Raw genomic sequence first — 12,449 nt, forward strand, 5'->3', positions numbered from 1 at the left:
CGTGGTGAAAAGGCTAAAGGACGAACCTGTGCTTTCTCCAGAGGACATTGTTGCGAAGTCGGGCTTCGTCTTTTCCTTCGACGATTTTCGGGCTGGTACCGTGTCACTCATCGATTGCAACAGCCCAGTGACTCGATCTACCGAGATCCCACTGATACTGAGATCGAGCAAGCCTTCGAGAGCTACCAACAAAGCCGCAGTGACTTCTACTAAGGTCTGGGAACACCAGGCCGATCTAGCCGCAAGGAGGTCATTGCACTCGCAACCGCCGCCATCGGTATGCCATCTTGGCGAATCCGGGCAGCTTTTCCGTCGTTCCATCTTGGAGTAGGCATGGCCAAGCTCGATCCCCGTGTTTCCGAATTTGAGTCCACCGAAGCCGCCGAGGACTACGACCGGTGGTTCCGGGCGAAGATCGAGCGCGCCGTGGCCGACACGCGGCCGACGATTCCGCACGACCAAGTGATGGCGCGCGCACACGCTGCGATCGAAGCCGCCGCGAAGCGACAGATCTGCCTGATTGAATAAGGGTGTACTACCAGGGCGTCAGCGCTGTGGACTGAGTAAAAGTGCCTGCTTTTTCCGCATGGCGTTCATCGTGTACCGCAAATGTCTGCGTACGTTCACAGCTGCTCAGCAACATCTGCGTCGATTTCCCAGAGTCTCCGCCGGGATCGCCCAAAATTCTCCGCGGTGAACAAAAGTCTTTAAAAATCAATGAGGGGCACGATTTTAAAAAACTGACAGTGCTCAAACCAGCTAGATCGACCTGGGGGCCGGACCCGTAGAGCATTTCGCATAATGTATATCGGTTCGTTATACGTCGCATGAGTTAATCCCGCTGTGATCTTAGAGTAAATGAAAGTGTCGACACATGCAAAAACTTCTCGGTTTAATTCGTTACGCGTAACGTAAATGAATTTCCTGACGCGTCATGAAATAGGTATTTTCGTGACGCGTCATTAAATTAAAAGCGGCTTGCAGGACGCGAGCTTTTTGTCAGTGCCTCGGCAAGAAAAAGCCCGCGCCGATCAGGGCAGCGGGCTGATAGATCTCAAGCTGTTTACGCGGGGTGCCCCCGCACCCCAGATTAGATAATTCCGTGACGCGTCACGAAAATGGAAGTGAGAAAGATGGCGTAGAGCAGGACAAGCGAAACATCAGGCAACACGGTTCACCTGGACGCGATGACCTAGACCACCTCGCCGCGCAAGCAAAGAGAGCTCGCGCCGGTAGTAGGCGATGAACCTCTCAATTGACTGCAGCACGTCTGCATAGGCGATCTTCTCCTGGATTGACGTTGGTTTTTCCGCGCGAAGCTCAAGGACGATATCGCGCATCTGATAGGAACGTTGGAGCGAAGACCGCAGGTAATCAGCATCGGACTGACGTTTCATAGAACCCCCTTTTAGTGACGCGTGACAAAACTAGATGCCTTGCGACTTCTGGTGAAAACGCCGCCAGATGCGATCCTGGTAGTCCTGGGCCTTCACGTACTCATGCTGGAAAGACGCGCCGAGGATGCCGGTAGGTACAAAGCGACGAGGGCATAAGAGGAAGGTGGTCATAGCAGGGTTCGGCATGCCGCGAACCAGACCGCCATGGGGGATGAAAGTGAACTTAGATCGGCTCTCGGGCGTGGCCTTCTTGGCACGCGAGGGCAGGGGGGCGCCACGCCCCGACCCGATCGTCCCTCCAGGGGCGTGTCGTGGCGCCCCAACTGGCGACGTGGCATCGAGAGCTGCCTGCATTCCCAGCGCCGAGGCAAGAAGGCCTGGAACAGGGTCATGCTCTTTGGGCTGGTGTTGAGGCTTTTCACCGTCGAGGTACTGCCTGACGGCAAGGGAGACCAAGGCATTGAGCGAGATGCCCAGATCCTTGGCCTTGGCAGCTGCCTGGGTCTTGAGCGGGTCGACCAGGCGCACGTTGGGCGCGGTCTTGCGGGACGGTACCGGGAGCTGGTCGCTCATGCGGTCCTCCGCAGAGCATGGTCCTGAGACTTTTGGCCCGTGTTACTGCTCGGGCCAACCGGCATGCGCCGGGGAGCGACCTTGGAGCTGTGCTGGTGCGGTAGCACAGCTACCGGTGTATCCACCGGCCGGAGCGGTGAAAAGTCCCCGGAAGTGTCGACACTCTGCCGACAATGCGTCGACCTGGTCGACCTCGAGGCCCACGCCGGCGCGCGGCAGTGTTCGACCATAGCAGTGGCCACGTGGGTGGGCAACACGCCGCGCCGCTGGGCCATGATGTTGCGGAACTCCTGCGCCTGCAGCACCAGGAGCGACCACCAGACCAGGTCGCTGGAACGCAGCTCGCGGCCTTCGGGCGTCGCCAGGACGTCGCCACGCACCTGGAAGCCGGTCCAGTCAGGTCCGAGCAGCTTGCCGCCCCTGAGCACGCGCATGAGCTTGTACGCGGTGTAGGGGATCCGGGATCGAGCAGCTTCCCAGTTGGCGACGGTGCGCACGCTGACGCGCAGCAGAGCGGCGCAGTCGCGGATGGACAGGCCGAGGGTGAACCTGGCGGTGCGGAACCGGTCAGCGTGGTGCCGGATCTGCAAGGGCGATGGCCGGCCGCGCCCCCGTTCGGGGACACGGCCAATTTCGCATAATGTATATTATGTTAAAATCGCAGTGTAGCTGCGTTGGGTTGCTACCATTCTTGCCGCTCTTTGCCCCTGGCAACCCTAAAGTCGGCTCCATCTCGCCTTACAGGTGGATTGATCGCAGGATAAGGAATACACAGTGGCAAGCCCCGCCCCGGTCATCGACCAATGGATATCGCCGGCAGCTCTACCGAGGGTCGGCAGCGCAGATAGTTACGCTGCTGATCGAGCGCTTGCTCCCAGCCATTGCCCACTCTGCGGATCACACGGCCCTCGGAACATGAGACGCCGGAAGCCCTGGCTTCAGCGGTACCAAGTGCAGGGATATCGAGAAGAACCGAAGATGGCCGAGGACGTCCCCAGGCGCGGGACATGCCGTCCTGCATCGCGAAGTCGACATGCTCGCAATATGCATGTACCCATGGCCGAGGATCGCTAGCAAGAAGCTTGCGACAATCGAGCTTCGGAACCGCAGTGACATTGCGATTTGGGTTCACACGCTCGATGCCACGGCCAGCGGCTGAGCGCGTCTGCGCAGACAAAGCGGACGCCGAAAGCAACAAGAACAGCCCTAAGACACGAACATCCATGCTCACCCCCCATGGCAGAGATGATATGTGAGGAGTGAAGCGCACGCTTAGACAGATGCAACGCCCCGATGTCAGGCGGCATGTACGGCCATCGTTCGCGCCAACACCGCAAGCACCGCCAGATGCCCCACGTAGTAGAGATAGAACGCCCAGCGCGTCCGTGGAATGGGGAAATCGCGGTTCGCCAGCAGCGCTACTACCGGCAATGCCAGCAAAGCCCAGCCGTTGCCGTTCCACCAGCACAGCGGTCCGAACGCCACGACGAGTATGGCGATGCGCGCATAGCGGTGTTCGACCACGTGGCGGACGCCGTGCCGCATGGCGTCCTGGCGTGGCGCCTGCGGCACCGCGCGCAAACGGAACACCCACCAGGCGGTCAGCACCAGGATCAGTCCGGCCCAGTTGTAGTCCACCAGCGGCGGCGCCGCCAGGACGCACATGCCGAGCAAGGTCCACTGCCGTTGCTGGATACTCCAGATCGCCGCCGCCGCCAGGGCAAAGCTCAGCAGCACGTTGAACGGCACCCAGTAGCCGAACGCCAGTCCGCACGCCGGCTGGGCCAGGATTCCCCACAGCAGCAGCCTGCGCACGGACTTGAGTACGTCGGCGCCAGGCTGGGCCAGGTTGTAGGCCATGACCAGGGCGAACAGCGGGAACGCTACACGGCCGAGTTCGGACACGACCGGGAGGTAGCCGTCGTCGAGCACCTTCGCTACGTGATCGCCGGTCATCAGCAGCAAGGCGATCCATTTCAACAGTTCGCGGGCACTGCTGGTCATCGTGTCGTTCAGAACGCCGCTCCTGGCGGCCAGGTGTCCGCCCTGCCCCTACCTTGCGCCATTGCCTGTGATGAGCGATGCGGTGCGTAGGGCGGTGATCCGGCGAACAGCAGGCGCGCATGCTGTCGAGGCCATGGACGGTAGACGGTTCCGTGCAAGGCAGCAATACGGGTCATCGCTTTTCGCAGCGCGGCGCGCCAGCGCGGATCGCGCCCGCATGCGGCGCAGGTCAGAGCGACTGTTGTGCCATCGGCAGTGGCGCCGATGCCGGGCGCGTCATGTGCAGGCAGCGGTCGGCCACGGCCGACAGGCTGGTCCGGTGCGACACGACGACCAGCGCGGTGCGCGGCAGGCGTTGCCGCAGCGTCGACAGCACGTGCTTCTCCGAGACCGCGTCGAGTGCGCTGGTGGCTTCGTCGAGCAAGGCGATCCGCGGCTGCCTGAGGATCACCTGCGCCAGCAGCAAGCGTTGCAGTTCGCCGCCTGAGAGTTTGGCGGCGGCGCTGTTCAAGGTGGTGTCCAGGCCCTGCGCGCCAGCCTGCAGGCGCGCGGCCAGGCCGACGTCGCGCAGCGCCTGCCACATCGCCGCTTCGCTGGCGCCCGGCTCGGCCCAGGCGAGGCAGTCGCGCACCGTGTGCTGCCACGGGCGCACGCTCTGGCCGACATAGGCGCCATGCCGGACCAGGGCGCGGTACGCCGCGAAATCCAGCGTTTGCCCATCGCATTGCGCCGCGAACTCGCGCGGTTCGACCATGCCGGCGAGCACGTCCATCAGGCTGCTCTTGCCGGCACCGGAGTGTCCGCAGATCAAGGTCATGCTGCCGGGCGCCAGGATCAGTTCGCCGATCGCGATCGCGGCCAGCGGCGGCGCCAGGCCGATCCGGTGGATCCGCAGCGGGCCATGCATGGGCGCGGCCGCGTGCGGCGTTGCCGGCACCGCCCTCGCCGTCCCCAGGCCCACATAGTGTTGCCATAACTCCAGCGCCGGCGCCGCCGAACGCAGTTGCTGAAAGCTCTGCCGGGTCGAGACCAGATACGGCAACAGCCGCCCCAGCAACAGGCCTACGGTGATCAGCGCGCCGCGGTCGATGCCGTGCCAGAGGCCGGCCAGCAGCATGATCGCGGCGATGGCGGCGACGGCGCTGAGTTCGAGCAGCAGCCGGCCCGAGGCGACCAGTGCCTGTTGCCGCCAGTAGCCATGGCTGAGCCGGCTGGAGATCGCGTCGTAGCCGTTTTTCTCCAGGTCTTCGCGTTCGAACGAACGCACGTGGCGCAGGCGCCGCGGGAAATCCTCGCTGAGCCAGAACAGCCGGGTCATATCGGCGACGTACTGGCGGCTGACCCGCGCCTGTTCGTGGCCGGAGATGCGGAACGCGAGCACGGCCAGGCCCAGCAGCGGCGGCAGCGCCAGCACCAGGATCGGCGACACCAGAAAGGCGATGCCCAGGCTGACGCCGGCGGTGATGGCCGCCACCAGCAACTGCAGCAATGCGCTGAAGCCCTGGACGATGATCTCGATGTTGTAGGTGAGCACGTTGGCGATTTCCGCCGAACTGGCGTCGGCCAGCGCCGGCAGCGGCGCGTCGAGCAGGCGCGCATGCACCATGCGGCGCAGGCGCACCGCATGGCCACTGGCCAGGTCAGCAGCCAGCCGCGCGCCCGTCCAGCGCAGCAAGGCGAAACCGGCGCTGGCGACGACGAAGATCCCAGCCTGGGCGAGGACGCCGTCGGGCAACGCGAGCACGTGGCCGCCTAGCGTCAGTGCATGCCCTGGTTGCACCAGCGGTACCAGGGCGACCGTGGCCACGGCGCCGGCCAGCGCGCAGACCAACGACAGCACGACGTAGAGACAGATGCGCATCCGCTCGCCACGATCCAGGGTGGCGATGAAGGTGCGCAGCAGAGGTGGCGCCGCGTCGGGCGCGGTGTGGCTGCGCGCGATCATCGGTGGCTGCCTGGGGACGGCGCCCGTTCTCCGATCAGCACGGCGCGCTGCGACGCGCCTGTATGCCGCGCAAGTGCGAGCATGGCACTGCGACCGCCCTCGCCTGCGCGCGACGTCTCCGTTCTCATGGCCGGCATACGCTCGTCGTCGCCGTACTCATCGCAGCAACTGCAGCACGGCGTCGACCGAAGCATCCGGATGCGTGCCGCGTTGCAGTTCGTACACGCCCAGTCGCTGCAACTGGCGTGCGAACAGCGCCCATCCCGGTTGCGCGGCGGCGTAAGGCTGGTCGGCGGTCAGGCGCTCGAGCACCTCGTGTTCGGCGATGGGACGCAACAGCTGCTGCGGATCGGCGGCGGCCGTGCTGGAAACGAACACCGCACCGGCAAGCTGCAACGGCGCGGGCGCAAGGCATGCGCGACCGTTGCGGATATCGACTTCGTGCTTGACCGCGCCGCTGCGGCGCCGGATCGTCGGCGCGGCGGCGATCCAGGCGCGGGTCTGCTCGTCGACCAGCCGCAGCAGATCCGGCCGCAGGTGCAGGAAGTTGCCGATGCCGGTGGCGAGCATGCGCTGCGGCTCGACGAACAACGCGTCCTCGGCGAGGAACTCCAGCCCGCGCAGCATGCTGTGCAGGGCCAGAGTGGACTTGCCCGCACCGCTGGCGCCGAGCAGCAACACACCGCGCCCGCCGGCGCCGACACAGGCGCCGTGCAGCGGCACCAGACGCATCGCGCGCGCCGCCAGCACGAACACCGCGAACTCGATCAGTTCGTAGCGCACATGGTAGGGATGGGCGAGCATGTCTTCCGACACCACCAGCAGCGCCCTGCCCTGGTCCGGCATCAGCACCATGTAGTTGTCGGCGTCGATGACCCCGCACAGCGCGCCCGCGCCGGAATGGGTCTGCACCGGCGGCGGCTGCAGTGCGAACACATAGGGGGCGTCGTGGCGCGCGACCAGGTTCAGCTCGATATGGAAGTCGGCTGCCTCCGGCAGCTGGTGCGGCGGTACGCCGCCGAACGCCGCTTCGACCAGCTGCAGCAAGGCCTCGCTGTTGCTTTCGAAGCGGAAGCGGCCACCCAGCAGTTGCTTGCTGAGGACGTGGTCGCGCCGCAGCCGGTCGTGGAACGGATCGGCAGCAACTCCAGCCTGGGTTGCGGCAGTGCCGCCCACAGGCTCCCAGCGTTGCGTGCGCACGGTCGAGAGCTGCATCGGGGGATGGGTCCGTGGGGTCGATGCGCGTGAGTGCGTGCAGCGGCAGCAAAGGTTGCGCGGGTAGCGCGCGCCGACGTGGCTGCGCAACGCGCACAACCAAAGCTGCCGCCAGCGGCACTTACGGCACGGCCACCTGTGCGCGGCCACTGCTGCATGCGCCGCGGCATCTGTCGCCGGCGCCGAACGAGACCCTTCCGCCGATGCCAAAGATCCAGGTCAGCCACTCCTATTTCCTGCGCTACGATCCCAAGCAATGGGAGCGCGGCAAGCCGTATCCGCCGCTGGCCACGCTGCAGGTGGCCACGCTGCTGCGCCGGCATGGGCACGAGGTGACGCTGTTCGACGCGATGCTGGCCGACGGCGTGGAGGACTACCAAGGCTCGCTGCGCGCCGCGCAGCCGGACCTAGTGGTGTTTTATGAGGACAACTTCAATTTCCTGACCAAGATGTGCCTGAGCCGGATGCGCGAGGCCGCCTGCCGGATGATCGCCGAGGCGCGTGCCGGCGGCAGCCGGGTGATCGTGGCCGGCTCCGACGCGTCGGACCATCCCGAAGCGTTCCTGGCCGCTGGCGCGCACGCGGTGCTGATCGGCGAAGGCATCGCGCCGCTGCTGGAACTGGTCGAGCGGCTGCAGCGAACGCCCGGCATCGACGCCGCGGCCTGGGTGGCGGACGTGGCCGATGTCGCCACCGCCGCGCTGCCGCAGCTCAAGCGCGCGCAGATCGGCGCGCGGCCGCCGGATCCGCGCCTGTCCGGCCTGGCCGCCTGGGACCTGGTCGATATCGAACGCTACCGGCGCCTGTGGCTGCAGCGGCATGGCTATTTCAGCCTGAACATGGCCGCCTCGCGTGGTTGCCCGTTCCGTTGCAACTGGTGCGCCAAGCCGATCTGGGGCAACCACTACAAGCGCCGCAGCGCGCCGGAAGTGGCCGCGGAAATGATCCACCTCAAGCGCACCTTCGCCCCCGACCATATCTGGATGGCCGACGACATCTTCGGCTTCCACATCGAATGGGTGGAAGAATTCGCCGCGGTGCTGGCCGCGGCCGATGGCTCGATTCCATTCACCATCCAGACCCGCGCCGATCTCGGCAGCGAACGCATGGCCGCCGCGCTGGCCCGCGCCGGCTGCGCCGAGGCGTGGATCGGCGCGGAAAGCGGCAGCCAGCGCATCCTCGACAAGATGACCAAGGGCACCGCGGTGGAGGACGTGATCGCCGCGCGCCAGCGCCTGGGCGCGCACGGCATCCGCGTCGGTTTCTTCCTGCAGCTCGGTTACCTAGACGAGCAACTGGACGACATCCTCGCCACCCGTGCGCTGGTGGCGACGGCGCGCCCGGACGACATCGGCGTCAGCGTGTCGTATCCGCTGCCCGGCACCAAGTTCTACCAGCAGGTGAAGAACCAGCTCGGCCGCAAGACCCATTGGCAGGACAGCGACGACCTGGCGATGATGTTCCATGGCGCCTACGACTCGGAGTTCTACCGGCGGGTGCGCGATCTGCTGCACCGGCAGGTGGACCTGCAGCGCACCGAAGCCACGCGGCCGCCGCAGGACTATGCGCAGGACTGGGCGGCACTGGATGCACAGTGGGACGCATTGATCGCAAGCGAAGGCCAGCACCGGACCGACGCCGCCCTGCCTGCCGCAGCCATCGCCTCCGACCGCCGCATCCCGCTGGCGCAACGCCAATGAGCGCGCAGGCGACGCCGCAAGCGCAGGCGCCCTCCTCCGCCGATCCCTTCATCGATGCATTTGCCGAGCGCGCGACGCAGCCTGCGTTGAAACAGGTCGGCCGCGGCTTGCGGCTGGCGACCGAAACCCTGGCGCACGAGCTGGCGCGGCCGGGCAACCCGATGCCGCAGTGGAACCGGCTGCAATGGCAGCTGGCCGCGGCGGCGACCGCCGCGCACGGCATCGGGCCGTTGCTGAGCCGGCTGTCGGTGTGGCCCGATCGCGACTGGAGCGCGTTCCTGGCCGAGCAGCGCGAGCACGTCGCCCACCGCTACCGGCGCATCGCCGCGCTGCTGGAGCGGATCGATGCGCTGGCGCAGGCTGCCGGCGTGGCGATCGTGCCACTGAAGGGCGCGGCCTTGCACGCGCAAGGCCTGTACCTGCCTGGCGACCGGCCGATGGCCGACATCGACCTGCTGGTGCGCGCCGAAGATGCGGCGCAAGCGGGTGCGTTGCTGGAAGAGCTCGGATACGTAGCCGAATTCGCGCAGTGGAAGCACCAGACCTTCCGCCCGGCGCAGGCGCAGCCCGTCGCCAGCCTGGGCGAGCATCGCGACACGCCGATCAATATCGAGCTGCACCTGCGCATCCAGGAGCGGTTACCGCTGGCCACAGTCGATATCAGCGAGCGCATCTTCCCGCGCGACAGCCGCCCCGGGCTGAACCCCTACCCGTCCAACGGCGCGCTGATGAGCCATCTGCTGCTGCACGCGGCTGGCGGCATCTGCAGTCGCAGCCTGCGCTTGATGCATCTGCACGATATCTCGCTGCTGGCCACGCGGATGAGCGGCAAGGACTGGCGGGTACTGTGCGATGACGCCGATGGCGCGCCGTGGTGGGCGTTGCCGCCGTTGCAACTGGTGCTGCGCTACTACCGCACGGCGATTCCGAAGCCGGTGCTGGCGCAGTTGCGCGCGCAGTGCCCGCCGCTGCTGCGGCTGGTCTCGCGGCGGCTGGACCTGACCCGTGCCTCGTGCTCGCAGCTGTGGCTGCCGGCGCTGCCCGGGATCGAATGGGCGCGCTCGCCCGGCGAAGTCGTGCGCTATCTGCGGCAGCGGCTGCAGCCCTCGCAGGAAAGCAAGCAGGAACGTGCCGACATGATCCGCACCCAGCTGTGGCTGCAGGGCCAATCCTGGGTCGCCCTGCCGCAGCGGCGGCGCGTGCTGCTGCGCCTGCTGCGGCCGGTGCCGCGCATGGATACGCTGTATGCGGTGCGTAGCGCACTGCAGGGATATGCGGCTGCGCGTTGAGTTATGTAGCTCCCTGTAGGAGCGGCTTCAGCCGCGACAGGCGCTATCCGGAATGCCTGTCGCGGCTGAAGCCGCTCCTACATTGGATCCGTGCGCTCACGCGCGCTTCGGACACAGCCGCCGGTACAGCGTGTTGAAGCTGCGCACGGTGTGCTCGGCGTCTTCGCGCACCGCGCGGCATTGCGCGGACCAGGCCAGGCGCAGGCGCAGTTCGTCGTCGGCCAGGACCTGGCGCAAGGCTTCGGCCAGGCCGGCCCAGTCGCCGGTCGGCACCGCCAGCGCCGCCGACGGCGCCCATTCCAGCAGGTGCCCTACCCCGGTGCCGACGGTGGGCACGCCGGCCACCGCCGCTTCCAGCAGTACCATCGGCCCGGCTTCGTGCAGCGACGACAGCACCAGCAGATCGGCGGCCTCCACCAGCGGGCGCAGTTCGCGCTGGGTCTTGAAACCGAGGAAGCGCACCTGCTGCGACAGTCCCAGCTGCGCGACCAGGCGCTGCATCTCGCCGTCGAGCGTGTCCACGCCGACGATGTCGATCCGGAACGCGACCCCGGCCCGCGCCAGCGCCGCCAGTGCGCGCAGCAGCGTCGGCTGGTCCTTGACCCGGTTGAGGCTGGCCACGTGCAGCAGCTGCGCGGTGCCGCCATCGCGGCGGCGCGGCTCGCGCTGCGGCCAGGCGCGCAGGTCCACGCCCAGCGGCACGCGTTCGGCGGCGATGCCCAGCGCCTGCAGGGCATCGACGATCGGCGCGCTGGCCGCGGTGACCGCGTTCGCCAGCCGCAGCACCAGCGCCTCGCGCAGCCGGCCCTGCCATTTGCGCCGCCCGCCGTAGCCGATGGCATGCAGCGCGACCAGTTCGCCGCCGGCGATGTGCACCAGGCTCGGCCGCCGCAGCAAGCGTGCGGCGGCCACTGCGATCAGGCTGCAGTGGCCGGAAAAGATCGATTGCACCAGGTCGAACGGCGCCAGGCGATGCTCGGCGCGGATCGCGGCGACCGCGCGCAGACGAGTACGGCCCTCGCCGATGTTGTGGATGCGCGCGCCGAGCAACTCCCAGCATGCCGGCGCGGGCTCCTGGTGCAGCACGAACACATGCAGCTCGTGGCTGCGCGCCAGGCGTTCGATCAGGGTCAGCAGCACCGGGATCACCCGGTACTCGCCGCTGCGATCGACCCCGCCGGGCACCACCAGCGCCAGCTTCATGCCTCGCTCCGCGCGGCTTGCTCCAGCAGTTGCGCATAGGCGCGCGACCAGCGCCGGCCCACCGCCGCGAACGACAGCTGCGCATCGAAATGCGCGCGGACCTGCTCTGGCGTCGGCCGTTCGGCGGCGGCATGCACCAGCGCCTCGGCGAGCAGCCCGGCATCGCCGCACGGCCACAGTTCGCCGACGCGGCCGCAGTCGGTGAGCGCGCGGAACGACGGGATGTCGGTCAGCACCGGCAGCGTGCCGCAGGCGAAGGCTTCCAGCGCGGCGTAGCCGCAGCTTTCGGCCAGGCTGCCCGACACGAACAGATCCGCCGCGCGCATCAGCGTCTGCACCTGCGCATGGTCGACCTTGCCCAGCAGATGCACGCGCCCGCGCAGGCGCGGATCCTGCTGCACGCGTTGCTGGATCGCCTCCAGCAACGGCGCGCTGCCGTACGCGCAGAACAGCTGCAGTCCGGGCAACCGCGCGGCGGCGCAAGCCACGCCTTCGAGCACGGTCAACGGATCCTTGCCGGCGCTCAGGTGCCCGACCCACAGCACGCAGGGTTCACCATGCAGGCCGCTCTCGCGCCGCGCCTGGGCGCGATCGCCGGGGGTGAAGCGGCAGCTGGATTCGGGAATTGCGAACAGGCGGGTGGACGGCGCGAACAGCCCGGCATGCACGAACGAGCGCGCCAGATCGAGCGAGGTGAAGGCGATGCCCGCCGCGGCCGCGTACCACTGCCGCCACTGCGAGCGGCGCCACCAGCGCGGCGGGCGATTGGCATGGTCCTGCAGCAGGATCGGCACCTGCGGCAACTGCCGCGCCATCGCGCAGGCCTCGCGCGCGAACTCCAGGCCGTGCACGTGGACCACGTCGGCGCCGATCGCCTGCACGATGCCGGCGATGCGCCGCGCACGGCTGCTGGTGCCGGCATTGCCCGGATCGGTGAAGTGATATTCCACGCCGTTGCGCAGCAACTGCTCCGATGCGTCAGCGGCCTGGATCACCGACACGCGGGTGCCGGCGCTGGCCACCGCTTCGGAGATGTCGGCCAGAGACGGCCAGTGCGCGAACACCTGCGCCGGCGCCAGTCCCGGCGGCGTGCGGACGAAATTGATCTGGACGACGTGCATGG

Annotated in this window: 11 protein-coding genes; 3 read left to right on the forward strand and 8 right to left on the reverse strand. The window is 67.2% G+C overall.

The features are described 5' to 3' along the window. The first annotated feature begins 333 nt into the window (after positions 1-333). A complete protein-coding gene (gene relB / locus HEP73_RS11325; RefSeq protein WP_185820087.1) occupies positions 334-528 on the forward strand; it encodes a type II toxin-antitoxin system RelB family antitoxin in 195 nt (64 codons plus the stop codon). A gap of 632 nt (positions 529-1,160) precedes the next feature. Here the strand turns inward: relB and HEP73_RS11330 are convergent. From HEP73_RS11330 to HEP73_RS11355, 6 genes are all read right to left on the reverse strand, one after another. Then, the gene (locus HEP73_RS11330; protein ID WP_221899344.1) at positions 1,161-1,340 is read right to left on the reverse strand and encodes a hypothetical protein; all 180 of its coding nucleotides are present in this window, start codon (positions 1,338-1,340) and stop codon (positions 1,161-1,163) included. An 87-nt stretch (positions 1,341-1,427) separates the two neighbouring features. Continuing rightward, entirely contained in the window at positions 1,428-1,970 is a 543-nt protein-coding gene (locus HEP73_RS11335; protein ID WP_185820089.1) for a hypothetical protein, read from the reverse strand. Continuing rightward, a complete protein-coding gene (locus HEP73_RS11340) occupies positions 1,967-2,560 on the reverse strand; it encodes a VC1465 family Xer recombination activation factor (RefSeq protein WP_185820090.1) in 594 nt (197 codons plus the stop codon). The genes HEP73_RS11335 and HEP73_RS11340 overlap by 4 nt, the downstream gene beginning before the upstream one ends. A gap of 706 nt (positions 2,561-3,266) precedes the next feature. Then, entirely contained in the window at positions 3,267-3,974 is a 708-nt protein-coding gene (locus tag HEP73_RS11345; RefSeq protein ID WP_185820091.1) for a TraX family protein, read from the reverse strand. Between the two features lie 229 nt (positions 3,975-4,203). Beyond that, positions 4,204-5,919 (reverse strand): ATP-binding cassette domain-containing protein, encoded by a 1,716-nt coding sequence (locus tag HEP73_RS11350; RefSeq protein ID WP_185820092.1) that lies wholly within the window; start codon positions 5,917-5,919, stop codon positions 4,204-4,206. 156 nt (positions 5,920-6,075) lie between these two features. Further along, the gene (locus tag HEP73_RS11355; RefSeq protein WP_185823392.1) at positions 6,076-7,134 is read right to left on the reverse strand and encodes a serine kinase; all 1,059 of its coding nucleotides are present in this window, start codon (positions 7,132-7,134) and stop codon (positions 6,076-6,078) included. A 203-nt stretch (positions 7,135-7,337) separates the two neighbouring features. Here HEP73_RS11355 and HEP73_RS11360 point away from each other — a divergent pair, with 203 nt between their 5' ends. Both HEP73_RS11360 and HEP73_RS11365 read left to right on the forward strand, forming a co-directional pair. After that, a complete protein-coding gene (locus tag HEP73_RS11360) occupies positions 7,338-8,834 on the forward strand; it encodes a B12-binding domain-containing radical SAM protein (protein ID WP_185820093.1) in 1,497 nt (498 codons plus the stop codon). After that, positions 8,831-10,123, forward strand: a complete 1,293-nt coding sequence (locus tag HEP73_RS11365; RefSeq protein ID WP_185820094.1) for a nucleotidyltransferase family protein — start codon at positions 8,831-8,833, stop codon at positions 10,121-10,123. The genes HEP73_RS11360 and HEP73_RS11365 overlap by 4 nt, the downstream gene beginning before the upstream one ends. A gap of 96 nt (positions 10,124-10,219) precedes the next feature. On the opposite strand, the gene HEP73_RS11370 is transcribed toward HEP73_RS11365, so the two are convergent. Together HEP73_RS11370 and HEP73_RS11375 are read right to left on the reverse strand one after the other, a co-directional pair. Then, positions 10,220-11,326: a glycosyltransferase family 4 protein gene (locus tag HEP73_RS11370; RefSeq protein ID WP_185820095.1), complete on the reverse strand. Its 1,107-nt coding sequence runs from the start codon at positions 11,324-11,326 to the stop codon at positions 10,220-10,222. Beyond that, positions 11,323-12,447 (reverse strand): glycosyltransferase family 4 protein, encoded by a 1,125-nt coding sequence (locus HEP73_RS11375; RefSeq protein ID WP_185820096.1) that lies wholly within the window; start codon positions 12,445-12,447, stop codon positions 11,323-11,325. The genes HEP73_RS11370 and HEP73_RS11375 overlap by 4 nt, the downstream gene beginning before the upstream one ends. Positions 12,448-12,449 lie beyond the last annotated feature (2 nt).

The organism is Xanthomonas sp. GW (assembly GCF_014236815.1).
Classification (GTDB): domain Bacteria; phylum Pseudomonadota; class Gammaproteobacteria; order Xanthomonadales; family Xanthomonadaceae; genus Xanthomonas_A.